The following is a 20,496-nucleotide window of genomic DNA, read 5'->3' on the forward strand; positions in this document are numbered from 1 at the left end:
AAAACCGGAGGGCAAAGATACTACCCTTTTCCCTTTATATACAAGCTTTTTTTAAACTTTATTTTATCTGCTTACCAAAGAACGTAAAACCGTTTTTTATACCCGATTTTGGAGGCGCAAATATAGAACCAATATCTGTACCCGCAAGCCTTTTTATAAACTTATTTTAAAATAATTTACTCCAACCTTAAAACCAATTACTTACAACTTCAACTTTTTATAATTTATACTTAAAACGTATCCAGATCTGCCGTTTTGAAAAGACTGACTCTATTTACAAAACACCAAAATCAAGGACTCACCTACCTTTTACTCGATGAAAGGCATAAAACTAAAAAGCACAAAAGCAGAAAATCAGCGTAAGAAACAAACAGGTTAGGGATTAAGCGGCAGGCTTAAGAGCTTGGTAAGAAGAAAAAGTCTTTCAAGATTGATATTTATAAATATTTTCAATCCAGTAAAACATCATATACAATTAAGAAAGACAATTCATCCTAATAAATCTACAACTGAGCTTTATTCCTATCATATATACATACACGTTGAACTACTTTAGCATCAGTATTAATTCTAAAACTAAGATTATGAGAACTACACTCTTTTTACTTATGTCTTTTATCAGCTTATTAAGCTACTCACAAGAAACTTCTTCTATTGAAGTGAAAATTGATAATGTAAGTAGCGATGATGGCACTGTAGGTTATGCACTATATAATAAAGACAACTTTATGGGTATACCATTAAAGATCTTGAATAGTAAAATAAGAGATGGAAAAACTTCTGTCGAATTTGAGAATGTAACACCAGGAACTTATGCGATTCTATGTTACCACGATAAAAACGGAAATGGTAAAATGGATTTTGAAACCAATGGAATGCCAAAGGAGTCTTATGGTTCATCAAATAACATTATGGCAATGGGGCCACCGCAATGGGAAGATTGCAAGTTTGAGCAGAAAGGAGAGCCTGTATCTCTTATAATTAGATTTTAGACTAATTAAACCTACAATAGAACAAACCCAATATTTAATACTTTTTTTATAAGAAAAATCAATCGGTCGTTATATTTTTGAAGCTTAAATCATACCTATGACGATTACTCAATTAAAATATGTTCTTGCTGTCGCAGAAAATCAAAATTTCACTAAAGCTGCAGAAAAAACATTTGTGACTCAACCTACATTGAGTATGCAAATTCAAAAACTAGAAGACGAACTAGACATTCTAATTTTTGACCGAAGCAAGAAACCTATTGAGCTAACAGATATAGGTAGCAAAATTGTGACACAAGCGCGTAATATTGTAAATGAAGCCAATCGCATTGCAGATATTGTAGATCAACAAAAAGGATTTATTGGCGGAGAATTTAAACTCGGGGTAATACCTACAGTTATGCCTACCCTTCTACCTATGTTTCTGCGTAATTTTATCAATAAGTACCCTAAGGTTAAATTAAAGATTGAAGAGTTACCAACTGAAACAATAATAGAACGACTTAATGAAGGTCATCTAGATGCTGCAATTGCTGCAACTCCCCTACAATTAGAAAATATTAAAGAGCGTCCTTTATACTATGAGCCATTTGTAGCCTATATACCAGAAAATCATGCTTTACACACTGTTCAAAAAATAACTGTTTCTGATCTTGACTTAAACGATATGTTATTGCTAGAAGATGGACACTGTTTTAGAGATGGAGTTGTTAATCTATGTAAAACTAATCGAAACTATGAAGATGAAACATTCTCCCTAGAAAGCGGAAGTTTTGAAACCTTAGTTCGTTTAGCTAATGAAGGATTAGGTATGACATTGCTACCTTATTTACACACACTAGATATTAAAGATTCTGAAAAGAAATATTTACATCACTTTAAAGAACCAGCTCCAGCACGCGAAGTAAGTCTTCTTTATCATAAAAGTGAATTAAAAATGCAAATTATTGAAGCGTTACGCTCTACCATTGCAGGCGTTATAAAAGGAGCAATTACATTTCAGAATGTAGAAATTATAAGTCCGCTCCCTCAAAAAAGCAGGTGAGTTAAAAACTACAGAATATTAAAAAGGCTTCTCGTTTGAGAAGCCTTTTTAATATTATAAATTATGCTTTGAGATAAATCATACATTGATTTAATTCTGGATTTGTTTTGGTTAATTCCTGAATCCAGACTCTTAGTTCTTCCAATTCATAAGGAAGTAATCGTTTTGCAGCTTTTTGGAGTTCTTTGCAAAAAAGTACACTATCAAAACTTACTTTTTTCAAAATAGTCTTAGTGTACTCAAACATTGCTCGTGCCATATTTGATTGTTTTTAGATTAGATGTTTTTGTTAGGTAATCTTCAATTCAATAAGCAGCTTCGTTAAAATTTCTTCTTAAAAATAAGTTTTTAAATCTAAAAATACTGTTAAAACAAACTAATCCTAGCTAATTTATAGGATTAAAATCTATTATCACCGTCTAACAGATCTCCCAGACCACCTAAAATACTACCCTCACCTTTATCTTTCCCTCCCATTTGAGGAGCAGATGCTAAAACCCTTTTTGACAGACGACTAAATGGCAATGACTGAATATAAACTGTACCCGGACCAGAAAGCGTTGCAAAGAAAACACCTTCACCTCCAAAAATTGTGTTTTTAATACCTCCGACAAACTCTATATCATAATTCACTGTATGATCAAAACCTATAATACATCCGGTATCTACTTTCAATTTTTCTCCGGGGTGTAATTCTTTTTTAAAAGTTGTTCCACCGGCGTGCACAAATGCCATCCCATCGCCTTCTAATTTTTGCATAATAAAACCTTCTCCTCCAAAAAGACCGCGACCTAATTTTTTTGAAAACTCTATACCGATTGACACGCCCTTTGCTGCACATAAGAATGCATCTTTTTGACAAATAAATCGTCCGCCATTTTTGGTAAGGTCAATAGGAATGATTTTTCCAGGGTATGGAGAAGCAAAACTTACTTTCTTCTTGCCTACAATGTCATTATAGAAAACAGTCATAAACATGCTTTCACCAGTAAGCAATCGCTTTCCCGCACCAAAAACTTTATTGAGTAAACTCGAATCATTCTTAGAACCATCTCCAAAAATGGTTTCCATTCTAATTCCGTCTTCCATCATCATAAAAGTTCCGGCTTCTGCAATCACGCCTTCCTGAGGATCCAGTTCGATCTCTACATATTGCATTTCTTCTCCGAAGATCTGATAATCTATTTCGTGTGCTGTCATTTATAGTTCGTTTTTGATTTGATTGATACTACTAATAAGTAGTGATCGCGAAGCAAACGTTACATATTAAATAAGAATTACCACATTATAACAAAATCACTTGTTGAGATTCAACAATTAAAAAAGAAGAAAGTATTTAGCTTTTAACTTTCACCGTCCATTCAAAATCAAAAGTGCTCACCACTACTCCATCTTTATTCTTACCCACACTTTTCATCCAGAACGTTTGACCTTCTCCAGTCTCAACGGTTTTAGCTATAGCTTCATCTATTTTATGCCCATCATCACATATAAATGTAATTTTCCCAGTGGCTTTTTTAGTAAATGAGGCCTTATTATTAGCAACGAGCATTGAAATTTTCTTACCGCTATTCTTAATTTGAGCGATAACCATAGTACCGGTACTCAATTCTGCAGCCATACCTTGCACGGCCCAAAACACTGAGTTAAACGGATTTTGATTAATCCATTTGTGAGTAACGGTTGTAGTACAGCTCGTATTAGAAATTGATCGTACACGCACACCACACAACCAGGCTGATGGTAATTTGAACATTATAAACTTATTGAATTTACCGGGAGTAACTGCCATAATTTATGTGTTTATGCTTCAAAAATAGACTTCTAATCTGATTTGCGTAAATTTCTTTTTTGTTAATATTTAGTTAAAAATAAGTACTATGCAATACAAAATACCTGCTTTTATATATATATTTGCATAAGAAAATAATAAGCAATGGAAACTAGCATTAAAACCAATCAGAAAAACATAGCAGCATTTATACACTTATCTGTATTCACGCAATTCATATTTCCGTTAGGAAATTTTATCGCTCCTCTACTTATTTGGTTAGCACTAAAACGTGATTCTTTATTTGTAGATAATCACGGGAGACGCGCCCTTAATTTTCAAATGAGCATGTTTATTTATGCAATCGCACTTATACTTATTGCTATTCCGTTTTTAGTATGGCAAGGTTTAATTGCTTCAGGCGAAACGGGATATATAAGTGAAGAAACTTTTGAACACCTCGTTTTTCCGGGACAAGCCAGTGGACTCATCATCACAGCATTTGTATTCGGTATTCTTTTACTCGCGCTGTTTATTATCACCTTGTTTTCGGTGATATCAGCAGCAGTAAGTGCAAGTAACGGAGAAACTTACAAATATCCATTGTGTATAAACTTTTTAAAGACGCTTAAAGTTTCTGATAAAGAAACAGCTTCAGACTCATCAACTGAGGTTTAAGCAAACCTATTTCAGTATAAATAAATTCTGAAATGAAACTCAAGAGGAAGATCCTCAACAAAATTTCCGCTGAGCGGGATCAAAAAACGAACAGTTATTAATCGCTTAACACTTATGATCTATGAAGATTGAAAACACAAAGGCGCAGATGCGTAAAGGTGTTTTGGAATATTGCATCCTTTCTATTCTTAAAGATGAAGATGCTTATGTTGCAGAAATACTAGAGACGCTTAAAGACGCTAAGTTGCTGGTAGTTGAAGGTACTATTTATCCCCTTCTTACCAGACTTAAAAATGCCGGTTTACTCAATTATCGCTGGGAAGAATCAACCAGTGGGCCGCCTCGTAAATATTATGGGCTCACAGATACCGGCAAGCTCTTCTTAAATGAACTATCATCAACCTGGGATGACCTTCAAAAAGCCGTCTCACTGGTAACCAATCAAAAAGCAAAAAACAATGAATAAGACAGTTAATATTAATCTAGCCGGCCTATTTTTTCATATAGATGAAAATGCTTATGCCAAGTTGCAGCGCTATCTTGACGCGATTAAGCGCTCGTTTACAGACGCTCAAGGCCGTGAAGAAATTATACAGGATATAGAAGCTCGCATAGCAGAATTATTTTCTGAACGCGTAAAGAATGAGCGTCAAGTAATAGGTATGACAGAAGTTGAAGAAGTAATCAACATTATGGGGCAACCTGAAGATTACCGCCTTGATGAAGAAATCTTTGAAGATGAACCTGCAAAAGAAAATAAGTACACAGACGCTTCTACTAAGAAACTTTACAGAGATACAGAGCATTCTTATATAGGAGGTGTTTGTTCTGGTATGGGCCATTATTTACATATAGACGCAGTTTGGTTGCGTATCGCACTTATTCTGCTTACCATTTTCTCTTGGGGAGGGTTTATTTTAATCTACGCCGCTTTTTGGATTTTTGTTCCAGAAGCGCGTACCACATCAGAAAAACTGGAAATGCGGGGAAAGCCCGTCAACATAGACAATATTCAGCGTAAGGTCAAAGAAGGCTTTGACACGGTAGCAGACTCCGTTAAAAATGTTGACTATGTTAAGTATGGTAACAAAGCTCGCGAAGGAGCCGGATCTTTTGCCAGTACGCTGGGCAAAATAATCATGTTTATCCTAAAAGTATTTGTAAAATTTATAGGCATCTTACTTATCTTAATAGGTGGTTGTACGCTAATCGGGCTCTTTGTGGGTCTATTTACTGCAGGAACTTTAGACTTTTTTGACGGAAGCATCGCAGATTATGTTGAGATGGCAAATACCAGTGGCGCACCGCTTTGGCTGATTACACTCTTGACTTTCTTAGCTGTAGGTATCCCATTCTTCATGTTGTTTTATCTGGGTCTGCGTATCCTCGTAAATACCTTAAAGCGATTAAGCCTTACGGCGAAATTAACACTGCTGGGACTTTGGCTGGTATCGCTTATTGCAATTGCTGTTCTTGGTGTACGCCAGGGTATGGCTACCGCTGTTGATGGTGAAACCTTGATTACTGAAGTATTACCGGTACAACCTACAGATACACTTACCGTTAAGATGAAAACGCAAAATAAATACAGCGCTGAAAAGTATCACAATCAAAGCTGGAAGATACGCACAGACGATAACGGTAATAAAGTGATTTACAACCGTGATGTAAACCTCAGCGTACAAAAAAGTGATTCGCCCGAAGCTAAACTAATCATTAAAAAGAATGCTCAGGGCAGCTCGTTTAACGAAGCAGAAAATCGTGCTCAACAAATTGTTTACAATTTTGAAGTTGTTGGAAATACCTTATTGCTAGACAACTTCTTTGTTACAGATTACATAAACAAGTTTAGAGATCAAGAAGTCGAATTGATTCTTGCAATACCAGAAGGGATGACACTTCTTACAGACAACAATATCGCTACATATCACAGAAACAGATACTCTGATTTACTAAACCGTGATTATATAGGGTATTATACTGTGATGCAAGAGTCTGAATTAATTTGCACTACTTGCCCTATTGAAGTTATTGAAGAAGTAGAAGAAAGCAATGAATGGGAGTATTCAGAAAGCACTTCAGATTCTACTGTAACAAATAACGTATATGAATACCAATCAAAAGTAGAACCTGAGCAAGACGGTGTTGATGTAGAAACACCAGTTAAAGAATTAGATTCTATCAACTAACAATCATTCATCAATCAAAAAACAAAAATTATGACAACACTAATCAAATTATTTATTGGAGCCATAACTGCTCTTATGATGACGTCGTGTAATTTCAATCTGGACATGGGGCAGATCAACGGAAACGGAAACGTAGTCACTAAAGATCTTAATCTTTCAAAGGATTTTTCTAAAATTCACACTAGCAACGGTTGGGATGTAATACTTGAAAAAGGCTCTACACCTGCTGTAACAGCAGAAATGGATGAAAATTTAATAGAATTTCTTGATGTTCATTATGAAGGAAACACATTGAGAATAGAGACAACAGACAATTCAAACATTGGTAAAGCTACTTCTCGTATAATTCACGTAACCTACACAAAGCCTTTAGAATCTGTAAAAGCAAGTAGTGCTTCTAACATCACGGCTACAGAAACATTAACTGGAGACCGTATCAGTTTTGACGTTTCTAGTGCTGCTACAGTAAAAGTACCTGTTGAAATTAGAGAAATTAATGCTGATGCGAGTAGTGCTGCAACACTGCATTTAGAAGGAGAAGCCCAGACTTTACGTTTTGATGCCAGTTCTGCTGCAACCATTAATGCTAAAGATCTTAAAGCAGAATTTTGTGACGCTGAAGCTTCTAGCGCAGGAAGCATACGAGTTTATGTTTCTAAAGAAATTGCTACCAAAGCATCAAGTGCTGGGGATATTGACTACTGGGGAGAACCTAAAAAAGTAGCCGTTATTGAAAACTCTGGAGGTGATGTTAACAAAAAATAATTGCATCGAACCGAAATTTACTCATACTAAAATCTCAAGAACTATTACGTAAAACTTACCAGTTCATCAATCAATCTAAAAGCCACTTAATACGTGGCTTTTAGTATATTTGGCCATTTCAAATTATAGCGATTGACCTTCTTCAAATTTATACGGTATAAAAATCTGTTGCTCATTGCAAGCACTCAGATTTTAATTCATTATGGTTTTTTAAAAGCCTTAAAGCTACCCACTGCCCTATCTCATTTTAATTTTGCCTTGTTGCTTATTGCAACAATTCTTATTGCAGCAGCCGGGTATGTCATAAATGACATTAATGATGTGGTTAGCGACCGCATCAATAAATCAACAAAAACCTATATCCCATCACCATTTTCTGAAGGTTCTGCTTTTAATATTTATCTGGTCTTAAATATCGCCGGTGTTGGACTAGGATTTTTGATGTGCTATAGTATGAACTTAATTAACTTTGCAACCATTTTCGTATTAATTTCTGCATTGTTATATGTGTATGCTAATTTTTTAAAGCGAGTGATCCTAATCGGAAATCTGGTTGTTAGCATAGCTGTAGCTTCTTCAATTTTTATTGTTATTATTTTTGATATGCTTCCGGTACTGAATCAATTTAAACAAGATTTGATTACACCAATGTCTATCTTAAGAGATTACGGGATTTTTGCCTTAATGCTCAATTTCCTTAGAGAAATTATCAAAGATATCGAAGATGCGAATGGCGATTATGCCGATGGAATTCAATCTTTACCTATTGTTTTAGGATTAGAACGTACCGCTAAACTTTCAGGCTATATCGCTGTGGTTTATATTTTTACTATTTTGGGATATATCTATATCTACTTGCAAGCCAATGTATGGACTTCTATTTATCTGGTTGCAGCCGTTGTGGTTCCATTGGTCTTTTTCTGCATAAAAGCTAGATATGCTGAGAAAAAAACGCACTATGCATTCCTCTCTAAAGTGTTAAAAATAATTATGCTTTTGGGCATATTATCTCTAGGCATTTTAACACTAACCTTAAAATTTTAAACAATACTGAATGCTCCATAAACTCCTAACAAATAAAAAAGTCATTCTCGCCTCACAATCTCCGCGCAGACAAGAATTATTAAAAGCACTCGAAGTTGACTTTGAAGTCCATTTAAAACCGATTGATGAAAGCTACCCTGCCGGAATGCTACCTTCAGAAATAGCAGAATATATTGCTAAAAAGAAAGCGGCAGCGTTTCTCGACCAACTCACAACTGATACCATTTTAATTACAGGAGACACGCTTGTATTTAAAGATGAGAAAGCTTTAGGCAAACCAATGGATGTAGAAGAAGCAACTAGAATGCTCCAATCATTAAGCGGAACCAGTCATGAGGTGATTTCTTCAATTTGTGTAGCTACTTCAGAGAAACAATGGGTTACCCACGATAAAGCAACAGTACATTTCAGAGTATTTGCAAAAGCTGAAATTCAGCATTACATCAACACCTATAAACCCTTTGACAAAGCAGGGGCATACGGTATTCAAGAATGGATTGGCCACGTTGCATTACTTAAATTAGAAGGATCATATAATACCGTTATGGGCTTACCAACTCAAAAATTATATTCCCTTTTAGAACTGGCTGCTACGGCGTGATTTTTGATGTATTTATTGCCAAAACAAAATAATCTTTACGGGTAAAATTTATGTTTCGTATTTTGCTAATGAAACTAAAAAAGCTCATACTTAGCTTGTGTTTGAGCTATCTTTGAGTATTCCCTAACCACAATAATTCTTTTACAATATGCGCTTTTTTATCGCTCTTTTTTGCTGTGTTACCTTACAGTTACAAGCCCAAAAACCCAAAAAGCCATCTTCTTCAGAAATATATGAACAGCTTAAAGGCCTAAATTTTTTAGGTACGGTTCTTTATTTTGCTGCTCACCCTGATGATGAGAATACAGCTATGATTTCTTATCTGGCAAATGACGTTCATGCCAGAACCGGTTATCTTGCACTCACCCGTGGAGATGGAGGTCAGAATCTAATAGGGTCTGAAATAAGAGAGTTACTTGGAGTCATTCGCACACAAGAGTTATTAGCCGCCCGAAGAATCGATGGTGGTGAACAGCGGTTTACACGTGCCAATGATTTTGGCTATTCTAAAAATCCCGAAGAAACACTTGAGTTCTGGGAGCAAGATCAGGTGCTTAGCGATGTTGTTTGGGCTATTCGTAATTTTAAGCCAGACGTGATTATCAATAGATTTGATCACCGTTCTCCGGGTTCAACACACGGTCATCATACAACTTCGGCGATGCTCAGCGTAGAAGCTTTTGATCTGGTTAATGACCCTTCTGTTTTTCCGAATCAGTTAGAATATACTGAGACCTGGCAACCCCAACGCTTATTCTTTAATACTTCTTGGTGGTTTTACGGCAGTCAGGAAAAATTTAATGAAGCAGATAAAAGCAATCTGGTTTCTGTAGATGTGGGTAGCTACTACCCTTCTTATGGTTTGAGCAATACCGAAATTTCAGCATTAAGTCGCAGCCAGCACAAGTCACAAGGCTTTGGTAATACCGGTTCGCGCGGGGATCAAATAGAATATCTCGAACTTTTAAAAGGAAATTATCCGCAAAGCGGAAACATATTTGAAGGGATTGATACCTCCTGGAATCGTGTTGAAGGCGGTAAGGCAATTGGTGAAATTCTCTATGAAGTTGAAAAAAATTACGACTTCAATAATCCATCAGCCAGTTTACCGGAATTACTAAAAGCATATATGCTCATCAAAAATCTAAAAGATGTACATTGGCGTGATTTAAAATCCAAGCAAATTACATCAATAATCAAAGCCTGTTCTGGCCTGTATTTAGAAGCTGTTACCGGTCAGCAAACCGCTATCGCTAACGAAACAATTAATATTACTTTTGAAGCTATTAACCGAAGTGACTTCCCTATAGAAATAGAAAGTATTGAATTAGTACCTTCCGGAAAAAAGATTTCCGTTTCTCAGGATTTAGCATTCAACTCAGATTACAAAGAGCAAGTGCAATTGAATACTGGCGATGCCGATCTTACTACAGCTTATTGGTTAACCCAAGAAGGTTCTGTAGGAATGTACAAGGTAAACGATCAGAAACTAATAGGTTTACCGGAAACGCCTAAGGTTTTTAAAACTGTTTTCAATCTAAAAGTAGGTACTGTTCAGATTCCGTTTACAACAGATTTAGTTTACAAATACAATGACCGTGTAGAAGGCGAAGTATACGAACCTTTTGAAATTGTTCCGGAAGCTTCGGTGAGTGTTAAAGATCCGGTTATTATTTTCGCGAATGCGGAACCTAAAACCATTTTAACAGATGTTACAGCATTTACCGCTAACCTCTCAGGCACAGTCTCATTAAATGTACCAAAAGGATGGAAAACTAGTGCTCCACAAAAGATAACTATTGCTCAAAAAGGCGAAACAAAAAGTATTGCTTTTACAGTTACTCCCCCTAAAAATGCGAGCGAAGGTCAATTAGAACCACAATTCATTATAAACGGAAAAACGCATACTGATAAAGTGGTTCGCATAGATTACGATCATATTCCACTGCAAACGCTTACACTGCCTTCTACCAATAAGCTTGTTAGGCTCAATATTGCTAAAAAAGGTGATTATATTGGTTATATAGCCGGTGCGGGAGATGTTATTCCTGAGAGTTTAAGACAGATCGGCTATCAAGTTGCAGAGGTTAGCCCGGAAGAAATTACAGCAAAAAATCTTGAAAATTTTGATGCTGTGGTAATGGGCGTTCGTGCTTATAATGTAGTTGATCAACTCAAATACAAGCAGCCTATTCTTTTAGACTATGTAAAGAAAGGAGGTACAATGGTGGTACAGTATAATACTGCTAGAGGTTTTAGTTTTCCTAACTTAGGCCCTTATCCGCTTCACTTAAGTAGTGACCGGGTTACTGATGAATTTGCAGAAGTAACCGTTTTAGATCCTAAATCTGAAGTTCTCAATTATCCCAATAAAATCACAAACTCTGATTTTGAAGGTTGGGTACAAGAGCGTGGCCTCTATTTTCCTGATAAATACGACAACGCCTATAAACCTGTAATTTCTATTCACGATAAAGATGAAGCGGCTAATGAAAATAGCCTATTAATCGCTAAATACGGTGAAGGTCATTATATTTATACCGGTTTGAGTTTCTTTAGAGAACTTCCTGCGGGAGTTTCTGGGGCATATCGCTTATTTGCAAATATGCTTTCTGTAGGAAAAAATGACCAAAAAATCAAACAATGATGCAGCCTAAAAAAGAAGGATGGTCTAAATATTACACGCTCGTACTGATTATGAATGCGGTATATATCATTTTGTTTTTTTTATTAATGAATTATTACACCGCATAATATGCAACAAATAGACTGGATCGTACTGGTAGCGACACTCGCTTTTATTGTTTTATATGGTGTGTATAAAACACGTGGTCGTACTAATGTGCAAGATTATATTCGCGGTGGTAATGAATCAAAATGGTGGACAGTAGGTCTGTCAGTCATGGCTACTCAGGCCAGTGCCATCACTTTTCTTTCTACACCGGGACAGGCCTATAATGATGGGTTAGGTTTTGTTCAGTTTTACTTTGGTCTTCCTATTGCTGTCATTATCATTTGTATCTTTTTTATACCCATTTATTATAAACTCAATGTTTATACTGCTTATGAATACTTAGAAAGTAGGTTTGATAAACGCACGCGTTCTCTGGCTTCAGGATTATTTTTATTATCCAGAGGTCTGGCTGCCGGGATAACCATTTTTGCACCTTCTATTATTTTATCTGCAGTTTTAGGTTGGGATTTAAATACTCTGAATATCATCATCGGGTTACTCGTGGTTATTTATACCATTTCTGGTGGTACCAAAGCGGTTACCGTTACTCAAAAACAGCAAATGGGAGTTATCTTTTTAGGGATGTTTGCTGCCTTTTTTCTAATTATCAGCTACCTACCCGAAGATATTAATTTTAATAAGGCATTAGAAATTGCAGGTGCCGGCGGAAAATTAGACATGCTTGATTTCTCTTTCGATTTTGATAATCGCTATACCTTTTGGAGTGGAATTTTAGGTGGAACTTTTTTAATGCTTTCTTATTTTGGCACAGATCAAAGTCAGGTACAGCGTTACCTGAGTGGTAAGTCATTACGCGAAATGCAACTGGGGATGATTTTTAATGGCTTGCTTAAAGTCCCTATGCAATTCTTCATTTTGCTTGTTGGGGTAATGGTTTTTGTTTTTTATCAATTCAACCCTACTCCTTTAAATTTTAATCCTGCGGCAACAGCTGCGGTTCAGGGCACTCCGTTTGAAAAAGAATATAACGGTTTGCAAAATAAGCTTGACGAATTACGTTCAGATAAGTCAGAAATAGGATTTCAGGTAGCTGTTGATCCTAATCAAGCGATCACACAACCCAATGGTACTATTGTAAAGGCATCCCAAGCTTTAGCCGAAATCAATAAAGAAGAAAATAAAATAAGAAATGAAGCCCGTATGATCATCAGACAGGCAGACAAAAATGTCGAGACTAATGATAAAGACTATGTTTTTATACATTTTATACTGAACAATTTACCGCGTGGTCTGATAGGCTTATTACTTGCGGTGATTCTTTCGGCTGCGATGTCTTCTACAGCATCCGAGTTAAACGCACTCGCCGCAACAACAACAGTCGATTTTTACCGTCGTAATCTGGATGAAGAAAAAGAAGAATCTCATTTTGTAGACGCAACAAAATGGTTTACGTTAAGTTGGGGAATTTTAGCAATTCTAATTGCCTGTACTGCCAACCTTTTTGACAACTTAATTCAGTTGGTAAATATCATTGGTTCTATTTTCTATGGAACCATTTTGGGTATTTTTATGTCAGCTTTCTTTATCAAAAAAATTCAATCTAAAGCTGTTTTCATAGCTGCTATTCTCACTCAAATTATAATAATCGCATTATTCTGCTTAGATAAATTTGAATATATAAGACTTCCTTACCTATGGCTTAATGTTGTGGGTTGTGCCCTCGTGATCTCTTTTGGATTGCTATTTCAAATTGCAGGAAAACAAACTTTAAATACCGAATCAACACATTCTTAATGATGAAAACTATACGCTGGGGAATTATAGGCTTAGGTAAAATTGCTAATAGTTTTGCTACCGATCTTCAACAAGTAACTGGATCTGAATTACATGCTGTGGCTTCCCGCTCACAAGAAAAGGCCGATGAATTTGGCAAAAAGTATAATGCGAGTAAATGTTACAGCAGCTATGAAGAATTAGCTGAAGATCCGCAGGTTGATGCTGTTTATATTGCAACACCACATGTTAGACATCATCAGGATACGTTACTTTGCTTAACTAACGGAAAAGCCGTTTTATGCGAAAAGCCTTTTGCTATGAATTTAGCTCAGGTCAAAGAAATGATAAGCGTAGCCAAGGAGAAGAATGTCTTACTTATGGAAGCTTTATGGACGCGTATGATGCCACATTTTAAATTTGTAAAGGAAGAGCTAGAAAGTGGTAAATATGGTGCTGTAAAAACCTTAACTGCTGATTTTTGTTTTGATGCAGATTTTAATCCTGAAGGTCGCTTATATAATAAAGATCTGGGTGGTGGCTCGTTATTAGATATAGGCATATATCCTGTATTCTGTGCATTAGCTTTATTAGGGAATCCTGAGAAAATTTCGGCGAAAGCCAAAATAGGAAAAACCGGAGTAGATGAGGAAATAGAAATTACTTTTGAGTACAACTCAGGAACTGAAGCATTTCTAAGCTCAAGTATTTTAAAAGATACTCCTACAATTGCAACTCTTATTTGTGAAAACGGAATGTTAGTCCTTAACAGTAAATTCCACCACACCGATAAAGTGACGGCAATTTTAAACGGAATAAAAGTTGAACACGATTTTGCCTATACAGGAAAAGGTTACTATTTTGAGATAGAACATTTTGCCAACCTATTCAGAGAGGGAGAAAAAGAAAGTCCGTTAATGTCGTATGATTTTAGCAGAACACTCATTAAAACCCTAGACGATATACGTGAGGAAATAGGCTTATTTTATGAATAACTAAAATTACAATTGTAAAATCAGATAAATAAAAAGCGCCATAAATCAATTGATTATGGCGCTTTTAAATAAGTGCTTATTTAAGAAATTATAGTGCTCCCCACTCTTTTAAAGAGTCTGAATTCATCTTAATATAATCTGCATTACCAGCTTCTTTGGCACCTGCAAGAGAAGCTTTAGCTGCCTCAATTGCTGCCTTTTTATCTCCAGCTTTAGCTAAGATTAAAGATTGTTGACGCAATTGCCAGAAACGTGGAGTTTCAGTCATAGACATTGCCTTATTCATCCACTCTTTAGATTTACTGATGTCTTTTCCGCTATTTAAATAATATACAGCAGCGTTATAGTAATCTCCGGCGCTTGGTCCGCTAAGCGCAGTATCTATATTCCTCATCACTTCAGCATCTGTCATAACCTCAAATTTTACAGGTACGATTGTATTTTCCCATAAAAAACTAAGTACAGCGCTATCTGCCATAACCTCATCAATTACAACGGTAAATGTTTCCATAGTCATTGGCATATCAATAGGCTCAACCATGGTTCGCAATGCTACTTTACTATCATCAAATTCAGTAATCAAAGGATTAGAATGATCGGTATAAAAAACTACTTCCCACATATCTTCACCGGGAACACTGTAAATACTGTAAGTACCTGCATCTAATTCTTTACCAGAAATCTTAACAGGCTTATCTATTGTGAATTTAGTAGTAGCATTTGCTCCTGTTCTCCAGATTGTACCATATGGAAGTAATTCTCCAAAAATCTCACGCCCACGCATATTAGGTCTTGAATAATCGATACTAACTTCTGTTAACCCCACAGTTTGTGATAATGTCGCGTGCGGACTTGCTGCCGGAGTTTGAATCTGAGCCTGAGCCAAACTTCCCAAAGCTAAAAAGCAAATAAATAGTATTTTTTTCATTTTAATAATAAATTTTAATTAGTAGTGTGTTCTTTTTTAATCAATTACAACTTTAAAGATAGCACTTTAAGCTAACATATATAACGTTATAACAGGGACACCAAATTACTAATAAATAGAGGTAATAAGGGTTGAATACCGGCATTTTTTTAAAGAATATTTCTACTCCATCTATATAAAAAAATAAAACGATTTTAATTTTTGTTTAACTCAAATGCTTTTTTGTTAAACATTTTAGCCTTTATATTTACAAGGTATTCACTTTAAACCGGCTAAACCTATATCTATGAAAATTTACACGATCCATACCAAGCAAAAGCTACCCATAACTACTGAAGAGGCGTGGAATTTTCTTTCAGACCCTAAAAATTTACAGACCATAACTCCAGACTATATGGGGTTTGAGATACAGTCTGGCGCAGACCGCCCGATGTTTACGGGACAACTTATACAATACAAAGTATCACCGGTGGTAGGCATAAAAATGGGTTGGGTTACTGAAATCACGCACGTAAAACATATGGAATACTTTGTAGATGAGCAACGTTTTGGTCCCTATGCTTTATGGCATCACAAACATTTTATAAAAGAAATCCCCGGCGGTGTTGAAATGGAGGATATTGTAGATTATAAAGTCCCAATGGGCATTGTAGGTCAATTGGTACATCCATTTTTAGTTAAGCCGAAATTGCAAGAAATTTTTGAATTCAGAGAACAAAAACTTAATGAGTTATTTGGCAAATACGATCCCAATACGCAAGAAACGGAAGGTGTTCTAAAAAGTGAAATTTTAAATTAAGCTATGAAAAAGAATATACTACTTATAGGAGGATCACACGGTATTGGTAATGCTTTGGCAAAATTAATATACAGGGATTATAATATATATGTTGCATCGCGTAACGAGAAAGGTTTAGAAAACATTGAAGCCACATATATAAATTATGATGTTGAAAATAGCATATTAGACACTGAGAACCTGCCTGAAGTTTTAGACGGATTTGTTTACTGTCCCGGCTCGATAAACCTGAAACCTTTTAAAATGTTGAGTGAAGAAAGTTTTGAACAGGATATGAAGCTTAATTTCTTCGGGTTGATAAAATCACTAAAAGCGGTTACTGAGCTTCTGAAAAAATCTGAACAAGCAAGTTTAATATTTTTCAGCACAGTTGCTGTAAAAGTCGGTATGCCTTTTCATACTAGTGTCGCAGCATCTAAAGGGGCTATTGAAGGTTTTGCTAAATCGCTGGCAGCAGAATATGCTCCCAAATTTAGAGTAAATGTTATCGCTCCATCATTAACAGATACGCCACTAGCTGAGAAACTTCTAGGCAATGAGAAAAAGCGAGAGAAAATGGATGAACGCCATCCGCTAAAACGCGTAGGAACCCCAGATGATATCGCAAAAATTGCAAGCTTCCTCTTGAGTGAAGATAGCAGCTGGGTGACAGGGCAAATTCTGGGAGTAGACGGCGGAATGTCAACCTTAAATGTGTCTTAGTCGAGTTTTCCTAAATCCAATTATTCACTTAACCAACCAATTTTAATTATGAGTAAGCTTTCTGTTTTTTGGTTTCGAAGAGACCTAAGACTTGACGATAACGTGGGATTTCTTGAAGCCTTAAAGGGTGATGATCCTGTACTCCCTATTTTTATTTTTGATAAAGAGATATTAGATAAACTCCCTAAAGATGATGCACGGGTGACTTTTATCTATAATTCGCTTCAGAAAATGCGTAAAACAATGCAAGATGAATATGACAGTTCACTAGCATTATTTTATGGAAACCCACAGGATGTCTGGAAACAACTTACTAAAGATTATGACATTCAAACGGTTTATACTAACCACGATTATGAACCTTATGCACTGAAGCGCGATGCGGAACTAAAAAACTTTTTAGAAGAAAAAGAAATCGCTTTTAAAACCTTTAAAGATCAGGTGATCTTTGAGAAAAGTGAGGTGGTAAAAAATGATGGCGATCCTTACGTTGTTTTTACTCCTTATAAAAATAAATGGCGTGAAGTATTTGATGAAGATCAACACCTTAAAATTCATTACACAAGCCAATATCTTGATAATTTAATCGAAAATAGCCGATTGCCTAATCTTGATTTAAGCAACATGGGTTTTATAAAATCGGATGTTGAGATTCCCGATTATAATGTAACTCCTACCCTAATTCAAAATTATGAAGATACCCGAAACTTTCCGGCAAAAGATGGCACTTCCCATCTAGGTCCACATTTACGTTTTGGAACCGTAAGTATTCGTAAAATGGTAACAAAAGCAATTGCTGAAAAGAATACCATTTTTTGGAGCGAATTGATTTGGCGTGAATTTTTTATGCAAATACTCTATCACTACCCTAAAACGGTTGATAAATCGTTTAGACCTAAATACGACCGCATCGAGTGGCGCAACAACGAAGAAGAATTTGAAAAATGGAAAAACGGAGAGACGGGATTTCTTTTAGTTGATGCCGGAATGCGACAACTCAATAAAACCGGTTATATGCACAATCGTGTACGCATGTTAGTCGCTAGTTTTTTATGCAAACATTTATTGATTGACTGGCGCTGGGGAGAAACCTATTTTGCCGAAAAACTATTAGATTATGAGCAATCTAGTAATGTTGGAAATTGGCAATGGGCTGCGGGAAGTGGCGTAGATGCCGCTCCTTATTTCAGAATTTTTAATCCTATGACTCAGGTTGATAAATTTGATAAAGACAAAAAATACATCAAAGAATTTATTCCGGAATACGATACTGCTGATTACCCTGAAAAAATGGTAGACCACAAGGAAGCACGGGAACGCTGTCTCAAAACCTATAAAGCAGCTGTATCTTAAAGTATTTATAATTACTACTAAGCTTAGCTTAAATGCATACAATCAATGATTTTACTGTTTTAATTTTATAAAAAACTTGTTATGAAAAAATTGATTCTAATTTTAAGTTTAGGTACTTTTCTATTCAGTACAGCTTCGTGCTCAAGTAGTTATCATACGTCTTCAAGGAATTCTGCGCCTGGCCAAGTTAAAAAGGCTTACGGTGCCAAAAGTGCTAAAGCTTTTGCTCCCGGTCAACAGAAGAAAAAGAAAAATAATCGCAAAAAGAAGTATTAATATTTACACGTTACCAACACGCAGTAATAACGGGAAATTAAATTCCCGTTTTTCTTTTGCTCCCCAGTGTTTATATACATCATCCCGAATTAAATGTAACGGGTTCTTAGCATTCGCCTTTTCATAATGCTTCACTGCTGACCAAGTATTTAAATAATTGAGCAATTCATCGGCTGTCCAGTAAATAGGCATTGCAAATTTTGGAGTTTCAATTTCTTGAAATGGAAACGGAATGCTTTGATAGTGATCATCCAGATACTTCCGCTCCGGATCCCAATAAGGGGCTGTAATCCCTTTATAAAAATGCTGAATGACTTCATTGAGTTTTCCAGAGGTTTCTAAAACCGAATAACCAATCACTGCAAAAACTCCGTCAGGTTTTAAATGTGCTTTTACCTGATTATAAAATTTATCAAAATCAAACCAGTGAATGGCTTGAGCAACGGTAATCAAATCAAATTGCTCTTGAGTATCAAAGGGCTCTTCTGCCGTTTGAACACGATATGTGATGTTTTCTACTTGAGGCGCTTCAGCAAGTTGCTTTGCACTGAGATCTGTCGCGAGCACTTCAGTAAAAACTTTAGAGAGCTCAACCGCTACCTGCCCGTTACCAGTAGCCACATCCCAGGCCTTTGATTTATTCTGAACGATTTCAAATAAAAACGTGTATAATTCCTGAGGATAAGTAGGTCTGAATTTAGCGTAATCTGCTGCGTGATTTGAAAAGTTATCTTTCATAGCTTTATATATTTCGTAAATAACCGGTTGTAACAAGTTCTTCCAATTTATTAACTTGTTTTAAGTTACCATCTTTTAAAACGAGTCTTCGGTCTGCCAGATTCCAGACATCATCATAATAGTGATCGGTAAGCAGAATCCCTTTTGTAGCTTTTAATGAAATCAGAAAGTCATGTATCAATTCTTTAAACAAAGGCTCTACCATAGAAAAAGGTTCATCGAGCAGCACGAATGGATGGTTGAGATTCCCAATAATTAAAACTTCTAAATAGCGGCGTTGTCCCATTGACAATTCGCTCACTTTTTTACGGGCTATTTCAGTCATTCGCGGAGCTCTGAAAATCAAATCTTGTTGATCTCCTTCAAAATATCTGGGAATGATATCCCACACTTTTGATGATTGTGGTAAAAAACTAAACTGGGGCAAATACCCAATCAGTCTGCTAGCAACTATTTTATTTGTATGCCAGAATTTGCTACGGACTTTAAATAAAGATTCATTGACTTTTATAGTTCCGCTCTGCGCGGTTAAGGTTCCAAACAGGATTTTTAGCAAGGTACTTTTACCTGTTCCATTTCTTCCAAAAACACCTAAAATCTCTCCCGTTTGTAGTTCAAAACCTGTTTGTCTAAGCACCTCCTTTTCACCAAAAGATTTGCTGATATTATGAATTTGTAAGAGCGCCAAGCGTTAGGAGTTTTGAAATCATTAAAGTTATTAATAATAAAGCCGGAGTTGCACAAAGATTAATTAACCAGGTTTTAGTCACCAGTCTATAACGCGTGTACCCCAGATTATAATATCCATAAAACTCTGCTTTTTGAAAATAAATATACGCGAGTAAACCTACAGGTGTACCCAATACCCCAAAAACAATAGGTGCTGTCAAAAGACTTCCAAAGGGTATAGTTACCACTGAAAACAATAAGGCAAATAAAGTGACATCTCTATAAAACTTCCACATAAAATAAGGTCTCTTTATAAAAGTAGTCAATTATAACCTTTGCGCTAATGCTACCCTTATAATTTAAGGGGAATTTAAAATAGGTTTGACTCTAATGCCGTATTTTGGCGACTTACTTGGCTTTTGAAATTTTAAAGAGCTAGATTTTGAATTAAAATTCTAAAACTTAGCAGACCATTGTCTGCTA

Annotated in this window: 22 protein-coding genes; 15 read left to right on the plus strand and 7 right to left on the minus strand. The window is 35.9% G+C overall.

What is annotated here, in order from left to right:
* Positions 1-584: 584 nt before the first annotated feature.
* Both DSM02_RS17695 and DSM02_RS17700 read left to right on the plus strand, forming a co-directional pair.
* Complete coding sequence (locus tag DSM02_RS17695) at positions 585-992, plus strand: DUF2141 domain-containing protein (RefSeq protein WP_128766832.1); 408 nt, start codon at positions 585-587, stop codon at positions 990-992.
* 97 nt (positions 993-1,089) lie between these two features.
* Positions 1,090-2,037 (plus strand): LysR family transcriptional regulator, encoded by a 948-nt coding sequence (locus tag DSM02_RS17700; protein WP_128766833.1) that lies wholly within the window; start codon positions 1,090-1,092, stop codon positions 2,035-2,037.
* A 61-nt stretch (positions 2,038-2,098) separates the two neighbouring features.
* Here DSM02_RS17700 and DSM02_RS17705 read toward each other — a convergent pair whose 3' ends face one another.
* From DSM02_RS17705 to DSM02_RS17715, 3 genes are all read right to left on the minus strand, one after another.
* Positions 2,099-2,296 (minus strand): hypothetical protein, encoded by a 198-nt coding sequence (locus DSM02_RS17705; RefSeq protein ID WP_128766834.1) that lies wholly within the window; start codon positions 2,294-2,296, stop codon positions 2,099-2,101.
* Between the two features lie 140 nt (positions 2,297-2,436).
* Positions 2,437-3,237, minus strand: coding sequence for a TIGR00266 family protein (locus DSM02_RS17710; RefSeq protein WP_128762894.1), 801 nt, complete (start codon positions 3,235-3,237; stop codon positions 2,437-2,439).
* A 136-nt stretch (positions 3,238-3,373) separates the two neighbouring features.
* Positions 3,374-3,829, minus strand: a complete 456-nt coding sequence (locus DSM02_RS17715; protein ID WP_128766835.1) for a DUF4442 domain-containing protein — start codon at positions 3,827-3,829, stop codon at positions 3,374-3,376.
* A 144-nt stretch (positions 3,830-3,973) separates the two neighbouring features.
* Here DSM02_RS17715 and DSM02_RS17720 point away from each other — a divergent pair, with 144 nt between their 5' ends.
* The 9 genes from DSM02_RS17720 (at position 3,974) to DSM02_RS17760 (ending at position 14,548) form a co-directional block, all read left to right on the plus strand.
* Positions 3,974-4,486 carry a DUF4870 domain-containing protein gene (locus tag DSM02_RS17720; RefSeq protein ID WP_128766836.1) on the plus strand — a complete coding sequence of 171 codons (513 nt, stop codon included), beginning with the start codon at positions 3,974-3,976 and terminating at the stop codon, positions 4,484-4,486.
* A 121-nt stretch (positions 4,487-4,607) separates the two neighbouring features.
* Entirely contained in the window at positions 4,608-4,952 is a 345-nt protein-coding gene (locus tag DSM02_RS17725; protein ID WP_073099873.1) for a PadR family transcriptional regulator, read from the plus strand.
* Positions 4,945-6,675, plus strand: a complete 1,731-nt coding sequence (locus DSM02_RS17730) for a PspC domain-containing protein (protein WP_128766837.1) — start codon at positions 4,945-4,947, stop codon at positions 6,673-6,675. Before DSM02_RS17725 ends, DSM02_RS17730 begins: the two co-directional genes overlap by 8 nt.
* Before the next feature lie 30 nt (positions 6,676-6,705).
* Positions 6,706-7,440 carry a head GIN domain-containing protein gene (locus tag DSM02_RS17735; RefSeq protein WP_128766838.1) on the plus strand — a complete coding sequence of 245 codons (735 nt, stop codon included), beginning with the start codon at positions 6,706-6,708 and terminating at the stop codon, positions 7,438-7,440.
* 132 nt (positions 7,441-7,572) lie between these two features.
* On the plus strand, positions 7,573-8,484 hold the full coding sequence (locus tag DSM02_RS17740; protein WP_128766839.1) for a geranylgeranylglycerol-phosphate geranylgeranyltransferase: 912 nt from the start codon (positions 7,573-7,575) through the stop codon (positions 8,482-8,484).
* A 10-nt stretch (positions 8,485-8,494) separates the two neighbouring features.
* Positions 8,495-9,085 (plus strand): Maf family nucleotide pyrophosphatase, encoded by a 591-nt coding sequence (locus DSM02_RS17745; protein ID WP_128766840.1) that lies wholly within the window; start codon positions 8,495-8,497, stop codon positions 9,083-9,085.
* A 148-nt stretch (positions 9,086-9,233) separates the two neighbouring features.
* Positions 9,234-11,732, plus strand: a complete 2,499-nt coding sequence (locus DSM02_RS17750; RefSeq protein WP_128766841.1) for a PIG-L family deacetylase — start codon at positions 9,234-9,236, stop codon at positions 11,730-11,732.
* Between the two features lie 108 nt (positions 11,733-11,840).
* A complete protein-coding gene (locus DSM02_RS17755) occupies positions 11,841-13,574 on the plus strand; it encodes a sodium:solute symporter (protein WP_128766842.1) in 1,734 nt (577 codons plus the stop codon).
* Positions 13,574-14,548, plus strand: coding sequence for a Gfo/Idh/MocA family protein (locus DSM02_RS17760; protein ID WP_317128259.1), 975 nt, complete (start codon positions 13,574-13,576; stop codon positions 14,546-14,548). The genes DSM02_RS17755 and DSM02_RS17760 overlap by 1 nt, the downstream gene beginning before the upstream one ends.
* Before the next feature lie 88 nt (positions 14,549-14,636).
* Here the strand turns inward: DSM02_RS17760 and DSM02_RS17765 are convergent, their stop codons facing one another.
* Complete coding sequence (locus tag DSM02_RS17765; protein WP_128766843.1) at positions 14,637-15,476, minus strand: DUF2911 domain-containing protein; 840 nt, start codon at positions 15,474-15,476, stop codon at positions 14,637-14,639.
* 286 nt (positions 15,477-15,762) lie between these two features.
* Here DSM02_RS17765 and DSM02_RS17770 point away from each other — a divergent pair, with 286 nt between their 5' ends.
* The 4 genes from DSM02_RS17770 to DSM02_RS17785 all read left to right on the plus strand — a co-directional run bounded on the left by DSM02_RS17770 (position 15,763) and on the right by DSM02_RS17785 (position 18,606).
* Positions 15,763-16,275 carry an SRPBCC family protein gene (locus DSM02_RS17770; protein WP_128766844.1) on the plus strand — a complete coding sequence of 171 codons (513 nt, stop codon included), beginning with the start codon at positions 15,763-15,765 and terminating at the stop codon, positions 16,273-16,275.
* Between the two features lie 3 nt (positions 16,276-16,278).
* On the plus strand, positions 16,279-16,977 hold the full coding sequence (locus DSM02_RS17775) for an SDR family NAD(P)-dependent oxidoreductase (RefSeq protein ID WP_128766845.1): 699 nt from the start codon (positions 16,279-16,281) through the stop codon (positions 16,975-16,977).
* A gap of 48 nt (positions 16,978-17,025) precedes the next feature.
* Positions 17,026-18,330, plus strand: a complete 1,305-nt coding sequence (locus tag DSM02_RS17780; RefSeq protein WP_128766846.1) for a cryptochrome/photolyase family protein — start codon at positions 17,026-17,028, stop codon at positions 18,328-18,330.
* An 81-nt stretch (positions 18,331-18,411) separates the two neighbouring features.
* On the plus strand, positions 18,412-18,606 hold the full coding sequence (locus tag DSM02_RS17785; protein ID WP_128766847.1) for a quinol oxidase subunit 4: 195 nt from the start codon (positions 18,412-18,414) through the stop codon (positions 18,604-18,606).
* Positions 18,607-18,609: 3 nt separating this feature from the next.
* Here the strand turns inward: DSM02_RS17785 and DSM02_RS17790 are convergent, their stop codons facing one another.
* From DSM02_RS17790 to DSM02_RS17800, 3 genes are read right to left on the minus strand one after another with little or no spacing between them, the layout of a single operon-like run.
* Positions 18,610-19,344 (minus strand): class I SAM-dependent methyltransferase, encoded by a 735-nt coding sequence (locus tag DSM02_RS17790; protein WP_128766848.1) that lies wholly within the window; start codon positions 19,342-19,344, stop codon positions 18,610-18,612.
* 4 nt (positions 19,345-19,348) lie between these two features.
* Positions 19,349-20,032 carry an ATP-binding cassette domain-containing protein gene (locus DSM02_RS17795; RefSeq protein WP_128766849.1) on the minus strand — a complete coding sequence of 228 codons (684 nt, stop codon included), beginning with the start codon at positions 20,030-20,032 and terminating at the stop codon, positions 19,349-19,351.
* Positions 20,010-20,309: a hypothetical protein gene (locus tag DSM02_RS17800; RefSeq protein WP_128766850.1), complete on the minus strand. Its 300-nt coding sequence runs from the start codon at positions 20,307-20,309 to the stop codon at positions 20,010-20,012. Before DSM02_RS17800 ends, DSM02_RS17795 begins: the two co-directional genes overlap by 23 nt.
* Positions 20,310-20,496: the final 187 nt, after the last annotated feature.

It is taken from the genome of Leeuwenhoekiella polynyae, from assembly GCF_004104075.1.
In the GTDB taxonomy this organism is placed as follows: domain Bacteria; phylum Bacteroidota; class Bacteroidia; order Flavobacteriales; family Flavobacteriaceae; genus Leeuwenhoekiella; species Leeuwenhoekiella polynyae.

Bases quoted from the DNA above. Each gene is read 5' to 3' on its own strand.
- DSM02_RS17695 (WP_128766832.1), top strand. From the start codon at position 585: ATGAGAACTACACTCTTTTTACTTATGTCTTTTATCAGCTTATTAAGC.
- DSM02_RS17700 (WP_128766833.1), top strand. From the start codon at position 1,090: ATGACGATTACTCAATTAAAATATGTTCTTGCTGTCGCAGAAAATCAA.
- DSM02_RS17705 (WP_128766834.1), bottom strand. From the start codon at position 2,296: ATGGCACGAGCAATGTTTGAGTACACTAAGACTATTTTGAAAAAAGTA.
- DSM02_RS17710 (WP_128762894.1), bottom strand. From the start codon at position 3,237: ATGACAGCACACGAAATAGATTATCAGATCTTCGGAGAAGAAATGCAA.
- DSM02_RS17715 (WP_128766835.1), bottom strand. From the start codon at position 3,829: ATGGCAGTTACTCCCGGTAAATTCAATAAGTTTATAATGTTCAAATTA.
- DSM02_RS17720 (WP_128766836.1), top strand. From the start codon at position 3,974: ATGGAAACTAGCATTAAAACCAATCAGAAAAACATAGCAGCATTTATA.
- DSM02_RS17725 (WP_073099873.1), top strand. From the start codon at position 4,608: ATGAAGATTGAAAACACAAAGGCGCAGATGCGTAAAGGTGTTTTGGAA.
- DSM02_RS17730 (WP_128766837.1), top strand. From the start codon at position 4,945: ATGAATAAGACAGTTAATATTAATCTAGCCGGCCTATTTTTTCATATA.
- DSM02_RS17735 (WP_128766838.1), top strand. From the start codon at position 6,706: ATGACAACACTAATCAAATTATTTATTGGAGCCATAACTGCTCTTATG.
- DSM02_RS17745 (WP_128766840.1), top strand. From the start codon at position 8,495: ATGCTCCATAAACTCCTAACAAATAAAAAAGTCATTCTCGCCTCACAA.
- DSM02_RS17750 (WP_128766841.1), top strand. From the start codon at position 9,234: ATGCGCTTTTTTATCGCTCTTTTTTGCTGTGTTACCTTACAGTTACAA.
- DSM02_RS17755 (WP_128766842.1), top strand. From the start codon at position 11,841: ATGCAACAAATAGACTGGATCGTACTGGTAGCGACACTCGCTTTTATT.
- DSM02_RS17760 (WP_317128259.1), top strand. From the start codon at position 13,574: ATGATGAAAACTATACGCTGGGGAATTATAGGCTTAGGTAAAATTGCT.
- DSM02_RS17765 (WP_128766843.1), bottom strand. From the start codon at position 15,476: ATGAAAAAAATACTATTTATTTGCTTTTTAGCTTTGGGAAGTTTGGCT.
- DSM02_RS17770 (WP_128766844.1), top strand. From the start codon at position 15,763: ATGAAAATTTACACGATCCATACCAAGCAAAAGCTACCCATAACTACT.
- DSM02_RS17775 (WP_128766845.1), top strand. From the start codon at position 16,279: ATGAAAAAGAATATACTACTTATAGGAGGATCACACGGTATTGGTAAT.
- DSM02_RS17780 (WP_128766846.1), top strand. From the start codon at position 17,026: ATGAGTAAGCTTTCTGTTTTTTGGTTTCGAAGAGACCTAAGACTTGAC.
- DSM02_RS17785 (WP_128766847.1), top strand. From the start codon at position 18,412: ATGAAAAAATTGATTCTAATTTTAAGTTTAGGTACTTTTCTATTCAGT.
- DSM02_RS17790 (WP_128766848.1), bottom strand. From the start codon at position 19,344: ATGAAAGATAACTTTTCAAATCACGCAGCAGATTACGCTAAATTCAGA.
- DSM02_RS17800 (WP_128766850.1), bottom strand. From the start codon at position 20,309: ATGTGGAAGTTTTATAGAGATGTCACTTTATTTGCCTTATTGTTTTCA.